At 57.1% G+C, this 18,713-nt stretch carries 20 protein-coding genes and 1 tRNA gene; 18 read left to right on the top strand and 3 right to left on the bottom strand.

Annotation, left to right across the window (positions count from 1 at the left end):
* Positions 1 to 54 precede the first annotated feature (54 nt).
* Positions 55 to 882 (top strand): exonuclease/endonuclease/phosphatase family protein, encoded by an 828-nt coding sequence (locus tag ACR0DE_RS12475; protein WP_170595820.1) that lies wholly within the window; start codon positions 55 to 57, stop codon positions 880 to 882.
* Positions 883 to 946: 64 nt separating this feature from the next.
* Positions 947 to 1,036, top strand: a tRNA-Ser gene (locus ACR0DE_RS12470).
* 107 nt (positions 1,037 to 1,143) lie between these two features.
* On the opposite strand, the gene ACR0DE_RS12465 is transcribed toward ACR0DE_RS12470, so the two are convergent.
* Positions 1,144 to 2,022, bottom strand: a complete 879-nt coding sequence (locus ACR0DE_RS12465; RefSeq protein ID WP_480736404.1) for a LysR family transcriptional regulator — start codon at positions 2,020 to 2,022, stop codon at positions 1,144 to 1,146.
* Positions 2,023 to 2,118: 96 nt separating this feature from the next.
* Here ACR0DE_RS12465 and ACR0DE_RS12460 point away from each other — a divergent pair, with 96 nt between their 5' ends.
* Entirely contained in the window at positions 2,119 to 3,426 is a 1,308-nt protein-coding gene (locus ACR0DE_RS12460) for an aminotransferase class I/II-fold pyridoxal phosphate-dependent enzyme (RefSeq protein WP_480753443.1), read from the top strand.
* Between the two features lie 58 nt (positions 3,427 to 3,484).
* Here the strand turns inward: ACR0DE_RS12460 and ACR0DE_RS12455 are convergent, their stop codons facing one another.
* The gene (locus tag ACR0DE_RS12455; RefSeq protein WP_170405336.1) at positions 3,485 to 4,156 is read right to left on the bottom strand and encodes a GntR family transcriptional regulator; all 672 of its coding nucleotides are present in this window, start codon (positions 4,154 to 4,156) and stop codon (positions 3,485 to 3,487) included.
* A gap of 128 nt (positions 4,157 to 4,284) precedes the next feature.
* Here ACR0DE_RS12455 and ACR0DE_RS12450 point away from each other — a divergent pair, with 128 nt between their 5' ends.
* The 5 genes from ACR0DE_RS12450 to ACR0DE_RS12430 all read left to right on the top strand — a co-directional run bounded on the left by ACR0DE_RS12450 (position 4,285) and on the right by ACR0DE_RS12430 (position 8,483).
* On the top strand, positions 4,285 to 5,229 hold the full coding sequence (locus ACR0DE_RS12450) for a class II glutamine amidotransferase domain-containing protein (protein WP_480753440.1): 945 nt from the start codon (positions 4,285 to 4,287) through the stop codon (positions 5,227 to 5,229).
* Positions 5,226 to 5,939, top strand: coding sequence for a GltB/FmdC/FwdC-like GXGXG domain-containing protein (locus ACR0DE_RS12445; protein WP_170405341.1), 714 nt, complete (start codon positions 5,226 to 5,228; stop codon positions 5,937 to 5,939). Before ACR0DE_RS12450 ends, ACR0DE_RS12445 begins: the two co-directional genes overlap by 4 nt.
* Positions 5,924 to 7,348 (top strand): FMN-binding glutamate synthase family protein, encoded by a 1,425-nt coding sequence (locus ACR0DE_RS12440; protein ID WP_170393281.1) that lies wholly within the window; start codon positions 5,924 to 5,926, stop codon positions 7,346 to 7,348. Before ACR0DE_RS12445 ends, ACR0DE_RS12440 begins: the two co-directional genes overlap by 16 nt.
* Before the next feature lie 50 nt (positions 7,349 to 7,398).
* On the top strand, positions 7,399 to 8,043 hold the full coding sequence (locus ACR0DE_RS12435; RefSeq protein WP_480753438.1) for a type 1 glutamine amidotransferase: 645 nt from the start codon (positions 7,399 to 7,401) through the stop codon (positions 8,041 to 8,043).
* 89 nt (positions 8,044 to 8,132) lie between these two features.
* Positions 8,133 to 8,483, top strand: a complete 351-nt coding sequence (locus ACR0DE_RS12430) for a hypothetical protein (RefSeq protein ID WP_480753436.1) — start codon at positions 8,133 to 8,135, stop codon at positions 8,481 to 8,483.
* On the opposite strand, the gene ACR0DE_RS12425 is transcribed toward ACR0DE_RS12430, so the two are convergent.
* A complete protein-coding gene (locus ACR0DE_RS12425) occupies positions 8,480 to 9,619 on the bottom strand; it encodes an FAD-dependent oxidoreductase (protein WP_480569433.1) in 1,140 nt (379 codons plus the stop codon). The genes ACR0DE_RS12430 and ACR0DE_RS12425 overlap by 4 nt on opposite strands.
* Before the next feature lie 92 nt (positions 9,620 to 9,711).
* On the opposite strand from ACR0DE_RS12425, the gene ACR0DE_RS12420 reads away from it, so the two are divergent.
* The 10 genes from ACR0DE_RS12420 (at position 9,712) to ACR0DE_RS12375 (ending at position 18,711) form a co-directional block, all read left to right on the top strand.
* Positions 9,712 to 11,004, top strand: a complete 1,293-nt coding sequence (locus ACR0DE_RS12420; protein WP_480753432.1) for a glutamine synthetase family protein — start codon at positions 9,712 to 9,714, stop codon at positions 11,002 to 11,004.
* Positions 11,004 to 11,270 carry a EutN/CcmL family microcompartment protein gene (locus ACR0DE_RS12415; protein ID WP_170393276.1) on the top strand — a complete coding sequence of 89 codons (267 nt, stop codon included), beginning with the start codon at positions 11,004 to 11,006 and terminating at the stop codon, positions 11,268 to 11,270. Before ACR0DE_RS12420 ends, ACR0DE_RS12415 begins: the two co-directional genes overlap by 1 nt.
* Positions 11,271 to 11,313: 43 nt before the next feature.
* Positions 11,314 to 11,622 (top strand): BMC domain-containing protein, encoded by a 309-nt coding sequence (locus ACR0DE_RS12410; protein ID WP_170393275.1) that lies wholly within the window; start codon positions 11,314 to 11,316, stop codon positions 11,620 to 11,622.
* 23 nt (positions 11,623 to 11,645) lie between these two features.
* Positions 11,646 to 12,830, top strand: a complete 1,185-nt coding sequence (locus ACR0DE_RS12405; RefSeq protein WP_480736393.1) for a hypothetical protein — start codon at positions 11,646 to 11,648, stop codon at positions 12,828 to 12,830.
* Entirely contained in the window at positions 12,830 to 14,209 is a 1,380-nt protein-coding gene (locus ACR0DE_RS12400) for an aldehyde dehydrogenase family protein (RefSeq protein WP_480753429.1), read from the top strand. The genes ACR0DE_RS12405 and ACR0DE_RS12400 overlap by 1 nt, the downstream gene beginning before the upstream one ends.
* On the top strand, positions 14,206 to 14,829 hold the full coding sequence (locus ACR0DE_RS12395) for a BMC domain-containing protein (protein ID WP_170393272.1): 624 nt from the start codon (positions 14,206 to 14,208) through the stop codon (positions 14,827 to 14,829). Before ACR0DE_RS12400 ends, ACR0DE_RS12395 begins: the two co-directional genes overlap by 4 nt.
* Entirely contained in the window at positions 14,829 to 16,010 is a 1,182-nt protein-coding gene (locus ACR0DE_RS12390; protein ID WP_480753427.1) for a malate dehydrogenase, read from the top strand. Before ACR0DE_RS12395 ends, ACR0DE_RS12390 begins: the two co-directional genes overlap by 1 nt.
* A complete protein-coding gene (locus ACR0DE_RS12385) occupies positions 16,007 to 16,417 on the top strand; it encodes a Rid family hydrolase (RefSeq protein WP_170510692.1) in 411 nt (136 codons plus the stop codon). The genes ACR0DE_RS12390 and ACR0DE_RS12385 overlap by 4 nt, the downstream gene beginning before the upstream one ends.
* 96 nt (positions 16,418 to 16,513) lie before the next feature.
* Positions 16,514 to 17,794, top strand: a complete 1,281-nt coding sequence (locus tag ACR0DE_RS12380; protein ID WP_170393270.1) for an ABC transporter substrate-binding protein — start codon at positions 16,514 to 16,516, stop codon at positions 17,792 to 17,794.
* A 65-nt stretch (positions 17,795 to 17,859) separates the two neighbouring features.
* The gene (locus tag ACR0DE_RS12375) at positions 17,860 to 18,711 is read left to right on the top strand and encodes a branched-chain amino acid ABC transporter permease (protein ID WP_170393269.1); all 852 of its coding nucleotides are present in this window, start codon (positions 17,860 to 17,862) and stop codon (positions 18,709 to 18,711) included.
* Positions 18,712 to 18,713: the final 2 nt, after the last annotated feature.

Raw genomic sequence — 18,713 nt, 5'->3', positions numbered from 1 at the left:
TATCGGACTGTTTCATTTTGATGTAGTCTGAAGTCATTTGAAGGAGGAATTTTGATGGTTACATTTTCACACAGCCTCGCGCGTATTGCCGTCTGGAATCTGGCCGGCTTCAATCCAGTAAACACAAGTATAGGCATTCCAGCCAGCAGTGACCGGGTCACCCATCAAATCGAAGGGCTGGCCCTGCTGGACGCCGAACTGATCACTCTGGTCGAGGTCAGCCCCATCGAACATATCGATCGGCTTGCCTTGGGTCTGGCCGATAAGGGGCTGGACTATCAGGTCAAGATCCTGCCGCAGCCCAACGGCAATATCCATATCGGGTTTCTGCACAAACCGGGGGTCTCGGTGACAGGTTTGCAGCTGATCGACGGCTCGGAAGGTGACGATCCCGGCGGACGTCAGGCCCTGATCGCCGATGTCGAGGTCGGCAAATTCAAGGCCAAGCTGATCGCTGTGCATCTTAAATCCGGACGAGACCGGCCCGAGCAGCAGATACGTGACAGCCAATGCAAGATCATCGGTGATAAGATCGCTGAAATCCGCTCGACCCCCGGTCTGACACAACGCACGATTCTGCTGATGGGCGACTTCAACATGATCCCCGGTCAGGACGTTAGCAACTTCCACCATCTTGGTGGGGATGACATGATGGACTTTGTTTCATGCTGGGATCTGCAAGACCGATTTTCGCATATTCTGGATAGGGGTCGCGCCAATTTACTGGACGGTTTTGCCGTATCACGCACCTATTCCACCGATTATGTCCGTGGCAGCCTGCGGCTGTTTCCAATGCACTGGACCATGAATATGGGGCGCGAGGCGTTCAAGGATGAGGTGTCGGATCATCTGCCATTTGTTGCCAGCTTTCGTATTTTCTGACCCGTCCATTTTTGCGAAAGGGGCCTTGCGCTCGGTTCAGAAATTCGCATAAGTCACCTCTACCGGAGAGGTGGCCGAGTGGTCGAAGGCGCACGCCTGGAAAGTGTGTAGGCGGGAAACCGTCTCCAGGGTTCGAATCCCTGTCTCTCCGCCATATGCCCCATGAAATCTGAGTTGCCTTGCGGTCTATGCGAGACTGTTTTGTGCACGGCTTTCAATGTGAAGCGTCGTGCACAATGCACCGGATTGATGAGATTTGAATCAATCTGACAACAAGGCGATGACTTGATCGGTCTCGGGTCTTCGTCGCGATGCCACCGGCACTTGAACCGCTAGAGCACGCCCTGTCGGGCAGGATTGCGCGTGGGCCGTTACGAGTACACCAGATTTCAATGGCTCTTCGAGTAAGCATAGGTGCCCCATTAGCACGCCAGCTGCGGCCTTGGCCTCTTCCACGGCAAGGCTGTAAAGCGAAAACTGCGGACCAGTTTTGACATCTGGGACCTCACAACCTGTGCTTCGCGACCATGTGGACCAATCGCTGCTCCACGTCTGATCGTGCAACAAGGGAGTGCCTTGAAACCCGTTGTTGCCGGTCACCCGATCCAGCAGAGCAGGCGCGCAAACCGGTTGGGTTTCATCCTCGCACAGCACAATTTGGTCAGGTGCTTCGTCCAAGGTCGCGAAGAAGATCGCCAAATCGAACATCTCACGCGACAGGCTGGGTGGTGTTTCCAGCGCCGTGACCGAAAAATTGATATGCGGAAAACACTCTCTGATCCGGCGCAATCGTTTGGGCAACCAGAGTTGGGCAACAGCAGGCAAAGCGGCGATGTGAAAATCGGCATTTGGTTTAAGGTTTCGCAAGGCCCGAGCGGCATCGCCCATCTGATCAAAGGCTGTGGTGAAGACAGCGACAAGTGATTGACCTTGGGGCGTCAGTTCAACCCCTTGCGCGTTGCGGCGAAACAGCGGCGCACCTGCCCAACCCTCCAACGCCTTTACATGCTGTGAGATCGCACCCGGAGAAACGTTCAGCTCTTCCGCCGCCGCGACAAAGCTGACGTGACGCGCCGCGGCCTCGAACGCCCTCATTGCGTTTAGCGGAGGTCCCTTGGGGCGTTTGGGGGCGACACTCATTGATCTAGCCTTAGTTTTTCTACGCCAAGAAATAACAATTCTGCTTTGCGGTGTCACGCGAAAGCCGCCAAACTGCAAAAAACAGGAGGATGTCAGATGACACTTGTACAAAGAGACTGGGTGCCTGCCGCAAGCGAAACCCTGATTCAGGATATCGCGACAAAGGCCGCCTCGACGTCGTCTGGCGATCTACTGGTCCGGATCGAGCATCTGGCGGACGAAAACCGGCGCATTCACGAAAAAGAGTGCTTCAATCTCAACCCGGCGACAAATGTCATGAACCCGAGGGCCGAGGCGCTATTGTCTTCGGGCATTGGATCCAGACCATCGCTGGGATACCCCGGTGACAAATATGAAATGGGACTGGAGGCGATCGAAGAGATCGAAGTTATCGCCGCAGAACTAAGTGCCGATGTCTTTGATGCGCAGTTCGCCGAGGTTCGCGTGCCTTCGGGCGCAATTGCCAACCTCTATGGTTTTATGGCGACCTGCAAACCCGGTGATGCGATAATCGCTCCGCCAGCATCGATTGGTGGCCATGTGACTCATCATTTGGCGGGGTGTGCGGGGCTGTTTGGTCTGCGCACTATTGAGGCCCCCGTCAATGCGGATGGGTATACCGTTGATCTGGACCGGTTGAGGGCATTGGCGAAGACCGAATGCCCCAAGCTAATCACGATAGGCGGCAGTCTGAACCTGTTTGAGCATCCCGTGGCCGAAGTGCGTGCCATAGCGGATGAAATCGGCGCAAAGGTCATGTTCGACGCCGCCCACCAGTGCGGGATCATCGCCGGGCATGCGTGGTCCAACCCGCTGAAGGAGGGTGCGCATTTCATGACCATGAGTACCTACAAAAGCCTGGGCGGACCGGCCGGGGGTCTGATTGTGTCAAACGATGCAGAAATCGCCAAGGCGCTGGATGCAATTGCTTTCCCCGGTATGACAGCCAACTTTGATGCCGCAAAAACGGCTGCACTTGCCGTCACCATGCTGGATTGGAAAGAGTTCGGCTCAGCCTATGCAGATGAGATGATTGCGATGTCCAAAGCACTTGCTGCCGCGTTGGATGCGCAAGGTGTTCCGGTCTTCGCGGGTGGAGAGGGTTTCACCAAATCGCATCAATTCGCGGTACTGGCAGCGCCGTATGGTGGCGGTCAGACTGCCTCCAAACTGCTTCGTAAATCCGGGTTTCTGGCATGTGGCATCGGATTGCCAGTTGAGCCGGTGGAAGGCGACATGAATGGCCTACGGATCGGCACGCCCGAGCTGGTCCGGTGGGGTATGACAGCGGGAGATGCAGAGCGTCTGGCAGAACTGATCCGACGTGGCTTGAGCGGTGAATCCGTTCTATCCGAGGTATCTGGATGGCGCGGTGAGTTCGACAGGTTGCATTTTGTGATTTGAACCAGTTGCGGCCAATCAGGTCACAGGCCCTGATTGGCCGCTCGATCAGAAACGCGGTTTAGCCGTTATCCGCTTCTTTCAGACCTTCGATCTGAAGGTCGAAACCTTCCTGAATGTGGCTGGTGAAAGTTTCCAGCGCTTCGGTGACATCACCCGTCGCAATCGCGTCAACGAGCGTCAGGTGGTTTCCGAGCGATTTGGATATATCAACGTTCTCAATTGCTGAAAACAGATGGAACGCCATCGCTTTGCCCCAGATCATATCGAACATGTCGATAAGAAATTTGTTGCCCGCCTCAACCATGAAGGCACGATGAATGCGTCGGTTTGCGATAAAATAGTCTCGTGTCGTTGGCTGGCTCAGATCTTCTTCGCGACGAATGAGTTCGCGCAATCGATCAAGAACCTCTGGTTCAGCGTGTACCGCAAGTATGCGTGCGGCTTGACCTTCGATGGCTGCGCGTGCCTGGTATAGTTGCCGAACCTCGGTCTGGTCCATGCGCGCCAGTCGAAATCCGCCGCTGGCGGCCACTTCCAACACGCCTTCAGTCTCCAACCGCATGAGCGCTTCGCGTACAGGCGTCCTGCTGATGTTCAACTCGGCGGCCAGCTTTTCCTGCACCAGCCGATCTTCACCGGTGATCTCGCGACTCATGATGGCTTCGACCAGTTGGTCATAGACCTCGTCCGCCAGGCGTCTGCGTTGTGTTTTGATTTGTTTCAGAGCCACTCGGAGCCTCTCTTTCTGTCCTTCATGAATTCTGTATTCAATAAAACAACTGCTGCCAAGGCGAATGGGGTTGCTATTGTTCGTGTACTGTATACAGTATACAGGAAAGAATGAACAGGGAGCTCTTCATGTGTGGAATCGCTGGTAGAATACTGGCCGCGCCCGGGAAGGTTGGGGCGGATCTTGTTGACCTGATGCATGCGCAGGAACATCGAGGCGCCGACAGCACTGGCTTCGCCGTTTATGGTTTGCCACGAGAAACGGGATACGTTTTACGCGGAATGGGATTCGACAAGTCTCAACAGGATGCGGATCTCTCCGCGTTTGAAACGATATTGCGTGAACACGGAAGCAGCTTTCTGTCTGACCCCCAAATCGTAACGGACCAAAGTCGTCACTATTGCTTTCGGATGGAAATTTCAGACCCAAGGAATCTTCAAGCCTGGGTCGCGGACGCGGATGAGCTGACAGACCGCATTGAAGTTCAATCCTGCGGCCGCAGTCTTGAGATCATTAAGGATATTGGCGGTGCCGAAGCCGTGGCCGAAAAGCACGGAGTTCGCGATATGATAGGAACACATGGGCTGGGGCATGCACGGCTTGCTACGGAAAGTTCGGTATTGCCTAACGCATCGCATCCGTTCTGGGCGCGCCCATTTTCGGATGTCGCGATCGTACATAACGGGCAGATCACCGATTACTTCACCTGGCGCGATAAGCTGACCCGAATGGGTTATCGGTTCTTGACTGAGAATGACAGCGAGTTGATTGCCGTCTGGGTCAGCGACCAGATGAAGGCGGGCCTGACCATGGAGCAGGCGCTAAAGAAGTCCATTACCTCTATCGATGGTGTGTTTACCTACATGATCGCAACGCCAAACGGGATTGGGTTTGCCAAAGACCGATTTGCAATGAAGCCTCTGGTCGTCGTCAACCGCAATGGCGATCTGGCGGCTGCGACCGAAGAACAAGCGGTCCGCCGGGTGATGACCGAGGAATGCGATGTGATCAACTACGACGGCCCGTCGCTGACCGGTATCTGGGGCGTCGGAAACCGGAGTTTGGCGGCATGAATGAGGTGGCTGCAAAGATGGATGAGATCGTCATCGAAGTCGGCAAGCGACATATCCGCGAGGTCAATCGTGAGATAATGGAAGCCTGCACAATGGGTCGGCCGATCCGCGTGGTAGATACGCTGTCTCGTCATAATTTGGGCGTGGGTCTGCCAGACAATGTGGATATCACTTTCGAGGGGTCGGTTGGTTATTACTGCGGCGGTCTCAACACCGGGGCGAAAATCACTATCGAACGCAACTGCGGCTGGGCCGTTGGCGAAGGTATGGCCAAAGGGCACATCACTGTCGGTGGCTATGCCGGTATGTCCTGTGGTGCTGCGATGATCGGCGGCACGATCCATGTCAAAGGCGATGCGGGCCCAAGGGTCGGCGTTGCGATGAAAGGTGGAAACATCGTCGTCGAAGGAAAGATTGGCTATCAGTCCGGCTTCATGGCGCATTCCGGTCGGATCATAGCGCTTGGCGGAGCGGGGGAATCCTGTGCTGATGCGCTTTGGGAAGGTGAGGTCTGGGTAGCTGGCGAGGTCGACAGCCTGGGTGTGGATGTCGACGTGATCGAACCGACTGCTGAAGAAGTGGCCGAGGTCGATGCGATCCTCGACCCGCTCGGGCTTGTCGACAGTTCGCGAAATTGGCGCAAAATGGTTTCGGGCCAGCGTCTTTGGTATTTTGAAAGCAGGGACGCAAGCGCATGGCTCATGATCTGAGTAAACCTTACGAATATCCGTTCGACGTTGCCTCGGAAGAGGAAATCAGGTTCCGCGATGCGGGAGCGATCGACGGCCGCCCGGCTGGCGTTCCTTCGTCGTATGATGAAGGAGGTTCGACCCGCTGGACACCCGAGGCGATCTCGGAAGTTCACGCGCTGGCGCAGCTTGGGCGCTATCAGGTACGTGGATACAACACGTTCAACAAGCAATTGCCGACCTTTGATGATCTGACATTCGTTCCTGCAACGATGACCCGCCTGCCGCTGGAAGGCTATCGCGAGAATTGCGATACGACGACCGTACTGGGTGGAGGGCGCGGCCTTGTGGAGCGCCCGCTTGAATTGAAGATCCCGATCTACATCGCTTCAATGTCCTTTGGTGCTTTGTCGGCATCGGCCAAGGCATCGCTGGGTTATGGGGCCTCGAAAGTAGGAACCATGACTTGCACGGGTGAGGGTGGCATGCTGGAAGAGGAGCGCGAAGCCTCCCAACGCCTGCTCTATCAGATGTCACCCGCGCGGTATGGTGTGGATCTGGATCATCTGCGCCGCGCGGATGCCTTGGAACTTGTCGTGGGGCAGGGTGCGAAACCCGGAACCGGGGGTCTGTTGCTGGGTATGAAGGTCAGCCCGCGCGTCAGCCAGATGCGAACTTTGCCCGAAGGCGTGGATCAGCGATCTACGATCCGCCATCCAGATTTTCTCGGCGCTGATGATTTGGCAGTGAAGATTGAAGAATTGCGCATCGCCACCAACTATCAGGTGCCGATCTTCATCAAGATGGGTGCGACACGTCCCCGGTTTGACGTGGCAGTTGCCGCCAAAGCGGGTGCTGATGTTGTAGTAGTTGATGGTGCCGAAGGTGGTACCGGCGCGTCTCCGGAGTTGTTGTTAAACCATACCGGTATCCCGACGATGAGCGCCATTCGCGCTGCGCGTGAAGCATTAGACGAATGCGGCATGACCGGCAAAGTCTCTCTGGTCGCTGCCGGTGGCATTCGGTCCGGTGTGGACGCGGCGAAGTGTCTGGCCCTCGGTGCTGACGCTGTGATGATCGGCAACGCGGCCATGGTTGCGCTAGGGTGCAACAGTCCGCGCTATCTCGAAGATTACGCGGCCTTGGGAACATCCCCCGGTGCCTGCCACCATTGTCACACAGGTCGCTGCCCGGTCGGGATTGCGACGCAGGATGAAAGTCTCGAAGCTCGTATGAACCCGAATGCAGGGGCAGAGCGCATTGCGCGCTATCTGACGGCCATGACCATGGAGATTACAGCGCTTGCGAAAGCCTGCGGAAAGTCCTCGGTACACAATCTGGAAACTGAAGACCTGCGCGCGCTTAGCTTTCAAGCGTCAGCTTTCACTGGGGTGAAAATGGCTGGAATTGACAGGGCTTTTGACTGGTGAAAATCGCAGTTCTTGAGTTGACTAGCCACCCGCTGCCATTGTTGGAGGGAATGCCGCGGACTTCACAGCAGATTCAGGAGTGGATCGCCCCACACCTACCGGAAGCCGAGTTCGTAGTAGTGGGGGTTGTTGATGGAGAACCGCTCCCGGACGAGAGCGATTTCGACGGCGCTATAGTCGGCGGATCTGAATTTGGTGTTTATGATGACACGGATTGGATGCAGCCGCTACGTGCCTTCCTGGACCGTTGTCGAGAAATCCGAAAACCAGTCTTTGGTATCTGTTTCGGTCATCAGATCATGGCTGACGTCTATGGTGGTCAGGCCGAGAAAGCCGAGGTAGGCAATGTCGTTGGCGCACGGCCCTTCAACTATGGCGGAGATAGCGTGGATGCATATGTCTGGCATCAGGATCAGGTAACAAGCATTCCGGACTCGGCTCGGGTGACCGGATCAGCGGGCCACTGTCCAGTTGGTGCACTGGATTATGATTTTCCTGCCCGCTCTGTTCAGTTTCATCCCGAATACAAGGCGCATCACTTGCGCGATCTGTTCACTAGAGGTCGAGAGGTGCTTTTGTCAGCTACGGAGGCGGATGATGGGATGTCCTCGATCAACGCGGCAAAGGTGCCGGACGATATTGCAGCGCTTCAAGCAGTAGAGCTTTTTCGCGGTGCATACGTCCCTGAACAATAAGCGTTTGAGCGAACGGCTCTTGATCCTAATCAAGTCCAGCCAAGCCGCATTTTGTATACTGTATACGCAACCGGTTGGGAGATTTGGCAATGACGGGATACAAGGATTTCTTTGAGAGGATTGCGCGGATTGTGAATGCTCCACGCGAGGGAAGTATCAGCGATCTGGAGCTATCGGATCTCGGCCTGTCCCGCGCTGATTTGGCCATGTTGCGCTCTGGCGCGCCCAATGCGCGAGAGCGTATCCTTTCTATGGCAAGTCAGTTTGGTCTTAGCGAAGATGATCTCAATGCACATCCTGAGCTTAGCCTTGAGCTTGCAGAAAAATGTGGGCATTGCCGTCAGGCGAAAACCTGCCGCGATGCAATTCGATCAGGTAATCGCTTGCCGCAGGAAAAGTGCCCGAATTCAGGGCTCTATGCGGCGCTTTCAGAAGGTTAACGCCCGCTTGGACTTTCTTTTGGGCTCAGCTTTCTTCGACCAGTGATCTTGAAACGATCAGCCGTTCCGAAATCCTTCATTCCAACACCGGCCGCAAACTCTGCAAAAACCGGCGCGTGTTTGAACAGATGTCCCGAGCAGCCTCCGGCGAACAGCACGTTTTCATGCTCGGGGTGCCAGTCGACAATAAAGTGCGTGTCAGGTGTCAGGATGATCTGGTTGAATTTGGAATCCACCACCCGCTCACCTTCAAGGCCCGGAAGACGATGACGGATGTAGCTGCGAGTGCGTCCTAGCGTTTCCTGTCGGATTAGCCTTTCGTCATTGTCCAGATCGATCTTGTCCGGGATGACGACCGCGGCTTTCACGCCTGAACCTTCGGATGAGGGTAGCCCGAATGAGCCCTGACCATGATCGATCCAGCAGGGCATCCGGCTCATATCGAACTCCTCGGACCCATCTGGCGTTGAGGTATAGAGGACATTCACACCAACCACCGTCGATATCGGCTTGATCGTCCTGGGGAACATATCCGCCATCCAGGGGCCGGTCGAGACAATGATAAGATCGGCCTCAAGCGGCTTTCCATTCAGCATTGGGCGCTCTGATCCATCGGTGGTCACGCGACCGCGCTGTACGATCCCGCCCGCTCGACGAAACAGTTCAAGCCCGGTCAGGACGCAGCGATGCGCCATCAGCATTCCGGCTTCGGGTTCGAACAGGGCGTATTCGATGTCAGGAACGCGAAACTGCGGAAATCGCGATTCGATGTCCTGCCGCCCGAACTTGTAGTAGGGCACACCAACGCGGTCGAAGGTTTCGGCTGTGGCGTTCTCCCAGTCGCAATGACCGCCTGTTGCAAGAATCAGCGCACCGCATTCATACATCAGGTTCTGGCCGCTCTCGGCTTGCAGTTCCAGCCAGCGCAGGCGGCTTTCGCGGGCCCAACGTGTATAGAACTCATCCCGCCCGGAAATCGCACGGATGACACGGTTGTAATCCGTTGAAGATGCACGGGAATGTCCCGGTTCCCAGCGATCTATCAAAGTCACTGCCTCACCACGTCGTTGCAGTGTAAGCGCCGTCATGACGCCGACGATGCCGCCTCCGACAACGATGACCGAGTTCTTGGACATGATGCAGATTTTCCTTGTTTATCGATTGTCTTTGTGAATACTGTATACAGAATACAACAATTATAAAGCCAAAAAACAGGGAGAGCGCATCAATGAGTTCGGGATTTGATCTGCCCGAAGGTACGCACACCGTCATACTCGGTGTGGGTGACCTCAACGGCATCATGCGCGGCAAGCGCATTCCGGCCAGCCACTGGGACCACGTCTGCAAAAGCGGCAATGCGCTGTCGATTGCATTGATGGCGATCGATATGACGTGCGACGTCTGGGATACGCCTTATGTCAATTTCGACAACGGCTACCCAGATATGCACGTCTTCCCAATGACCCAGCCCGTCGCTGTGCCGTGGGAGCCAGGCGTCGCTGTTTGCTTTGGTCGGGCGGAAGGTATGGATCACAAGCCGGTTCCGATCGACCCTCGACAGGCGCTGGTGCGTCAGGTTGAACGGGCCCGCGAAATGGGGTTCGAGGTCAATGTCGGTACTGAACTTGAATTCTATCTACTGGATCCGGAGACCGGACAGCCGCGCGATAGCGGGATTCAGGTCTACGGTCTGGGCCGTGCTGCGCGGATGGAGCACATCGTTGGACCGATCCGCCAGCAGATCAACGAGTGCGGTATCCCCATCGAGCAATCGAACCCGGAATATGCTGCGGGTCAGATTGAGGTGAATATCCGTTACGGCGAAGCGCTCGCAGCGGCAGATCGTGTCGTCTTGTTCAAGTCGCTGATCCGCCAGCTGGGCATCGCCCACGGCTATCTGGCAACCTTCATGCCAAAACCGTTCTACGATCAGTCCGGCAACGGCTTCCACACACACTACTCGCTTTGGAAAGACGGCAAGAATGTCTTTGCCGATAACGGCAAGATAAACGATGCCGGCAAATCCTTCATCGCCGGGCTGCAACAACGCATGTGCGAAACGGCAATCTGTGGCAGTGGCACCGTCAATGGTTATCGACGCCGTCAGCCTTATACTTTCTGCCCGATCAACACGAGCTGGGGTTATGACAACCGGACCGTTGGTATTCGGGTCATTGAAGGATCCGACAGCGCGGTGCGCGTGGAAAAACGCGATGCTGGTGCAGATGCCAATCCCTACCTTCTGCTGGCGGCCGAGATTGCAGCGGGGCTGGACGGGATCGAGCAGGGCCTGGCTCCGTCAGAGCCGACAACCGGCAACGGTTACGAAGAAGGGATCGGCGATCCGATCCCGACCGACTTGCCAACGGCGATCGAACTGGCGCGAGGATCCGAATGGCTTCGCGATCTCATGGGCGAAATGCTGTGGGAGCTGGTTCTGCAGCAGGCTGAGCGCGAGCTTGAATTCTTCAATCAACAGGTCACTCCGGTTGAGTTGGACCGTTACCTGAGGACCTTCTGATGCATTTGGGCAAGGTCGCCGGGACCGTCACAGCCACGGCCAAAGACGCAAAACTGGTCGGTACGAAACTGCTGGTGACGGATTTGGTCGATAGCAAAGGCAAGGTGATCGAACCGGCGCGGGTCGCCGTCGACACCTGCGGTGCCGGGGTGGGGGATACGGTTCTGCTGGTCAACGGCTCGGCGGCGCGTATGGCCGCCGGTCTGTCCACCGCGCCCGTCGATCTGGCGATCATCGCGATTGTGGATCGCGTGTCCACGACCTGAACCAAGAACACCAAACATCTAAATTTCTTTGGAGGAACTAAAAATGGCGAAACCAGTGGCGGGGCAAATGGCCCTGGGCATGATCGAAACGCGCGGACTGGTCGGCGCGATCGAAGCGGCAGATGCGATGGTCAAGGCGGCCAGCGTTTCGATTGTCGGCCAAACCAAGGCTGGCGGAGGCCTAGTCACCACCCTTGTGCGTGGTGAAGTCGGCGCAGTCAAAGCCGCCGCGGATGCAGGTGCGACAGCGGCAAATAAAGTTGGTGAAGTCGTATCCGTCCACGTGATCGCGCGCCCACATGATGAACTTGAGGCCATAATCGACAGCCTTGGTGCTGGCTCTGCGGCTTAATCCGTCTGTCTTGAGGAGACGCTATGTCAGCCGGTTTCGAGGAATTCACACGTGCAGCGACACGTGGCTCAACCCGGGGTGCACCTGAACATCCCAAGCTCGACCGAATATCGGTGTTGGGCGGCGGGGCTGATGCGCGCCTGTTGGCCGCTCTTTGTCTTGCCGAAGGGGCTGAAGTCACCTTGTTTTCGGCCTATGGGGCCGAACTGTCGCTGTTGGCCCAGTCCTCGGGCATCTCGCTTCGCGGTGAAGGTCCGGTCGGGACCTATCAAGTCGATCGGGATGGGCCGTCGGTGCGCACAACCGCTGAGCTGGATGCAGCGGTGCGCGATGCACAGGTGATATTCCTGACCGGACCGCTTCACAAACAGCGCACGTATGCGATGGTGCTGGCCGATCACCTCAACGACGGGCAAATCTTGGTCCTTGCGCCAGGACGATCCCTGGGGGCTGTGGAAACAGCGTGGCTATTGCGGATCGGAGGCTGCGCGGCGGACGTCACGCTGGTCGAGGTTCAGGGTCTGCCATACTGGTTCCGTTCCGAGGGCGCAGCTTTGACGCTTTCGCAGGCGGCACCGATGGCTGCGGCAACCTTGCCGCGCGGTCGGGAAGAAGTTCTGGACGCCGTGTCCGCCTATTTGTCCAACGTTCAGGCGGTCGACTCGGTTTTGTCGTGCGGCTTCAACGATCTGTCGGCCGCAGTCGAGATACCTGCGCTGATCCTCGGCGGTGCCGCAATGGGGACAGGTGGTCCTGACATTCCAATGGGTGGTGTTCCGCTTGAGGATAACCAGACCTTTGTGTCTCTGATTGGTCCAGACCAGGCAGAGGTCATTCAGGGTCTTGCAGACGAACGGCGACGCATTGCTGCTGCGTTTGGAGTTCGCAACCTGCCGGAGACAGGGCAGTGGATAGCCACCTTTGCCGGCGCCGAACGTGGCTCGGGCGCGCGTCCGATCCCGGATCAGCAAACGTCGCGCGGTATGATGCGGGATGGCGTGTTGGGCTCGCTTGTACCTTTGGTCTCAGCGGGTGAGCTTGCGGGTATCCCGAGCCCGTTGACGAACAGCCTGATCGCGATGTCCGATCGAATTTTGGGGGCGGATGTGGCTGCCGCCGGACGGCGCCTCGAAGCCATAGGGGTTTCAGCGGGCGACGTTGTTCAAGCGCGCCGTATCTTTGACACCATCGTCACCGGAGCTTCTTGATGGATGCAGATCTGAAATCAATCGCCGCCGCACGGCGTGCCGCAGATAGCGCTTTCGAGGCTTATCGCGCCTTTTTGGGCACCGACCCGGCGCAGGTAGACGCAATAGTCGACGCCATGGCGCGCGCCATCGAGCCCGAGGCCGAACGGCTGGGGCAAATGGCCGTCGAGGAAACCGGATATGGGAATGTGCCGGACAAGCGCGTCAAGAACCTGTTCAACGCGCTTTCAGTCGCGGATTATCTAAGAGATGTGACAACGCTGGGATTGCTTTGGCGCGATGATGCGACAAAGATCGCAGCCTTCGGTGAACCGATGGGCGTTGTGGCAGCTCTGATCCCGGTGACGAACCCCACTTCAACGATCATCTACAAAGTGCTTTCTGCGGTGAAGGCAGGCAATGCGATCGTGTGTGCGCCGCATCCGCGTGGTGTGAGTTGTGGCATCGAAACGGTGCGAATTATGGCGCGCGTGGCTGAACAAATGGGTGCGCCCAAGGGTCTAATCCAATGTCTGGATTCCGTGACAATTCAGGGCACAGCCGAGTTGATGAAACACCGCCGTACCTCGGTTGTGATGGCAACCGGTGGTCCGGCCATGGTCAAAGCGGCGTATTCCAGCGGCAAACCCACGCTCGCGGTCGGTGCGGGCAACGTGCCGTGTTACGTACACAAGTCGAAAGCACGCGATCTGGCGGAAGTCGCCGAGATGATCGTGACGTCGAAGAGCTTTGACTACGGGACCGCCTGCGTCAGTGAGCAGGCCGTCGTTGCCGACCCAGAAATCGCACGTGATTTGCGCCACGAGCTTAAGTTGAAAGGTGCCTATTTCTGCACTCCGGCTGAAACGGATCGACTTGCCGGGGTGATCTTCAAAGGCGTACAGGCCATGGACCCTGAGAAGGTGGGGCAAAGCCCGCAGGCGCTGGCGGATGCTGCCGGTTTTTCCATCCCACCACGCACCCGGTGCCTTGTCTCGGAAGAAACTGAAGTAGGTTGGCAGCGCCCGCTGTCTGCAGAAAAGCTGAACCCCGTTCTGGCGTTCTACGCGGCGAAATCCACAGACCATGGGATCGAGCTGGCGCAATCCATCGCCAAGTTCGAAGGCTGGGGTCATTCCTCGGTCATCCATTCGGACGACCCTGAGATCGTGGCCCGTTTTGCCACCGTGCCGACGGGTCGGGTACTGGTGAATACACCGGGCATCATGGGCGGCATGGGATATTCGACTGATCTGGAACCATCCTTCATGTTGGGCACCGGCACGTGGTCAGGTTCGATCACTTCGGACAATGTGACAGCCCTGCATCTCATCAACATCAAACGGGTAGCCTATGAAAGCAGGCCCTGGCGCGACATTTACGAGGAGTATGGCGCATGAGCGAGATTACCATCCGGGCGCTGATGCAGATCGACAACCTGCAACCAAAATTCGCCGCCTATAACGGTGCGACGGTGCAAGGGTCGGTGCCCTTGTCCGGGGATACGGTTTTGATCGGAGAGTTTGCGCCGGGTAACGGAGTATTCTCGCTGATCGACCGGGCGCTCAAGGCATCTTCGGTTGAGGCGACAACACAAATGGTCGAGCGCGAGTTCGGGTTCTTTATCCTGCGGTCTCCGTCGAATGCGGAGGTGTCCGCTGCGCGCGATGCGATGCTGGCAGAGCTCGGCGCAACAATGTCTGACCGGTTGAAACCGGCGATCAGTTCCACGCAGATTATCACCAGCGTCGAACCCTATCAGGCGCAACTGCTGAACAAATGGCGCAAAGGGGCTCTGATCGTTCCAGGGCAGACGCTGGGCATCGTCGAATGTGCCCCGGCAGCCTATATCTCGATTGCCGCGAATGAAGCGGAGAAGGCGGCAGAGATCGATATTGTCGAAGTGCGCGCCGTGGGGCGTTTTGGGCGGTTGTTCATTTCCGGGTCGGAAAATTCGGTCAAAACCGCCGTCGAGGCTGCGACCCGCGCCATCGAGGCGGTGGACGGGCAAGCCAACTGATGGCAGCGCCGCGCGTCATAGGTTCAGAGGCGGTCGAAGATGCCCGCCGTCGCGGTCGGATCGTGTTTGAAGTCCTGCCCGACGATATCGTGACGGCCTTGGCACGCGAAACTGCCGAGCGTGTTGGCATAAAGCTTGTCGACGGACCGCTGGAAAAGCCACAACCAACGCGTACAGACGCTGCTATTTCAATGCAGCGGGTGTTGTATCGCCGCTCGCCAAAATGGGTTGCTCCGGTGCGTGCGAAACACAACGCCCGAAGGCTTGGCAAACTTGCCATGATCGGGGCAGGGGGCGTCGGGGGCAATGTGGCGCATCTGGCGGCGATGCAGGATATCGCGGATGAGATCGCGCTGATCGATATTGCGCCCGGAATGGCCGCTGCTACGGCGTTGGATCTGAACCACACGTCAGGCATTACCGGCGCACGGGCACGATGTGTTGGCGGCGAGTCGCTGGACCTTGTGGCAGGTGCTGAGGTGGTCGTGGTGACAGCAGGCCGTGCCCGGCGACCGGGTATGAGCCGCGCGGATCTGATCGATGTGAATGCGCGCGTGATCCGCCAGGCCGCTGAGGCCATACGCTCCGCTGCGCCTGATGCCATCGTCATCGTGGTGACCAATCCGCTTGACGAAATGACCGTAGAAATGCTGTGTGCAACCGGGTTCCCTCGTGAAAGAGTGCTGGGCATGGCCGGTACTCTGGACAGCAGCCGGTTTCGCAACGCCCTTGCTATGGCTGCGGGAGTAGCGCCCGCTGATGTCGAAGCCTTCACGCTCGGAAGCCACGGGGACGAGATGGCGCCAATCCCAAGCCGGGCCAAAATTAAGGGCAGGGCATTGGAGGTGTTTTTATCGCCTGATCAGATTGAGGCTTGCGTTCAGGACGCCGTGACCGGCGGTGGGCAGGTAGTTGCCCTGAAGAAATCCGGTTCCGCAACCATAGCACCGGCGCACGCGTCGATCGAGTTGATCGACCATATCCGGGGCGTACGCACCGGCCCGGTTCCGGTCTCGGTCATGTTGCAGGGGGAATATGGCATCGATGGGGTTGTGCTTGGTGTTCCTGCCCATCTGGGGTCTTCCGGGTTGGTCGAAGTCGAGGAGTTGCGGCTGACCGATCAAGAACAAGCAGCCTTGCAGAAAGCGGCGGATGCCATCCGATCGAGGTTAGGCCTGTGACCCTCCGCATCTGGAAGTCAGGCGGGCGGTTCGAAGAAGTTGCGTCTTATTCCCGCGCAAAGCGCATCGGTCCCTTCGTTTGGGTCGCAGGGACCACAGCGATCGAACCCAGCGGGCGTATTCATGCGCCAGGAGATGTGGGCGCCCAGACAAAATACATTCTGTCCCGTATAGAAGAGGCGCTTAAGGCCGTCGGTGCCGAGATGCGCCATGTTGGCCGGGTCCGCGCATATCTGACCGATCTGTCGTGCGCGGGTGAATTCGCGAGCGTTCACGGAGAGGTATTCAAGGATATTGATCCTGTTCTGACAGCCGTTCAAGCCGGGCTGACGCAACCCGGTTTGACGGTGGAAATCGATGTGGATGCGGTAATTCACGACGAAAACGGCGAAATCAGCGGAATCTGAACATGAGTCACCAAGAAAGGATTTGATCGAACTATCGTCTTGTGTACTGTATACAGAATACAAGAAGGGCACAATAAGACACAGGGAGCTAATGTGATGATCAAGACAGCGCTACTCAGCGGAACATGTATCGCGCTTGTGGCCTCGGCGGCCGCAGCTGAAATCAAGGTGGGCTTTATTGGATCTCTTTCCTCAGACACCGGTCTGTCGACGCTGCGTGGTGCAGAGATCGCGATTGAAGAGCTTAATGCGAATGGCGGCGTTATGGGGGAACAGATCACGCTGGTGTCTGCCGATACCGGTCAGGACCCGACTGAAGGTGTGCGGGCCTATGAATATCTGGCGGAAACCGAGGAAGTGGATTTCATCATCTCAGGCTCTATCGATGATGTTTCGTTGGGCTGGCTGCCGCGAATGCAGGAATACCGGATTCCGACGCTGGACACGTGGACGTCATATATCGGCATCATCGACATGGTGGTCGAAGATCCCGAAAGCATGGCACCATATTTCATGAACATCGCCTCAGACGAGGCGCTTGCCACGCTCTATATCAATTTTGGTGCCGACGTCCTGAAGGAAAAGATGGGTTGGGATTCCGTTGTCATTCTGGCTGAGGATACGGCGTTTGGCGAGGCAATCACCGGATTGGTGACCGAGGCGCTTGCGCCGGTTGCGGGGATCGAGGTCAAGGACATCATCACCTATGATGTTGCCACCGTTGATTTCGCGCCGATCTTCAGCCGTGCGCAGGACACTGGGGCGGATTTCATCTATCAGGTCTCATCCGTGAATTCTCAGGTGGTCTCGTCGCAATATGTGAAACTGCAGGTGCCCATGGCGATGACAGGCGTGAACGTAGCTGCACTGGGTATGGAATATTGGGAAGACACTGGCGGAGCCGGGGGCGGCATCTCGACCCTGTCACCGATCCCGTCTGTAGGGTTCAAACTTGACCCGGCAAGCCAGACCTTTGTCGACACCTATCAGGCCAAGTATGACAGCCGCCCACTGCTGCCGCATTTCAATGGTTTCAACGCCTACCACGGTCTGAAACAGGCTATGGCTGCCGCGGAAGAGGCGGGTGGCTTCGACAATGTCGAAGGCTGGGCCGACGCAATGAAGAAGCAGGATCTGGTTCTTGAGATGGATGGTCAGCTTTGGCTGCGCTACGCCTTCTGGGGCGATGATGAGGTCGAGCCTGTGACAGGCCGCACCTATCCTCACAACATTCGCTTTGATCTGTCCGAGCCGTTTGATGATGCGGCCCCGTCAATGGTCGTTGTTCAGTGGTATGAAGACGGCACTGCCGCAGTTGTGTACCCCGAGAAATACGCGACGGGCGAATTCACGCTTCCCAGCTGGGTCAAGCCGTAACCCGGTCGCGTCGTTAGCTTGAAACGGGTGCGCGGCAGCGCGCACCCGCAGCCAAGGATCCATTTATGTTGCAGATACTGATTCAGGGGCTTTTGCTCAGCGGTCTCTACGCGCTTATAGCAATGGGGTTTACGCTGATCTTCAGCATAGGCCGCGTTCTGAATCTCGCCTATGGCGCCTATCTGATGGTCGGCGGCTACATTTACTTCTGGATATCGCAGTCACTTGGTATGCCAAAACTCATGGGCGTTGCCGTTGCCGCTGTGCTGGGTGTTTTGATGGGAGTTCTGAAGTACCGCCTGATCGTCAAAACGCTCAAAGGGGATCACGTGGCTGTCGAGATTTCGACGTTGATCCTTGCTGTCGTCATTCAGGCCGGGATCGTTTTGGTCTTTGGCGACAGCAGCAAAATCCTTTTGCCGATTGTCCCCGGTGTGATCAATGTGGCCGGGGCCTCGGTCACGTATAACATCCTGATTGCAACCCTTATTAGCTGGGCAATTCTGCTAGGGCTCTATGCCTTTGTGCGGCTCACACATACCGGACGGGCGATGCAGGCGGTGTCGATGGATGCTAAAGGCGCTGCAATTTCCGGGATCGATCCGGATCGCATCAATCTGATCACCTGGGGTATCTCTGGCGCATTGGGCGCAATCGGAGGCGTCTTCTTTGCCAGCTACACTCAGCTATCGCCATCCATGTGGGTGGCTCCGCTAATCATTTCGGTGGCTGTGGTTATCGTTGGCGGGATCGGATCGATCCTGGGCACTTTGGTGGTGGCGCATATTGTGGGCTTCCTCGAAGTCATCGTTGTGGCGACGCTTGCACCTGAGTTGCGCGGTGTTTTCACGATGCTGTTGATCATCGGGGTGCTGGTCACGCGACCGCAGGGCCTGTTCGGCCGAGAGGAGCTGTGACG

This window comes from Ruegeria sp. C10, from assembly GCF_056537805.1.
The sequence above is the reverse complement of the archived record's forward strand: the minus strand, read 5'-3'. Positions and strand labels throughout refer to the sequence as shown.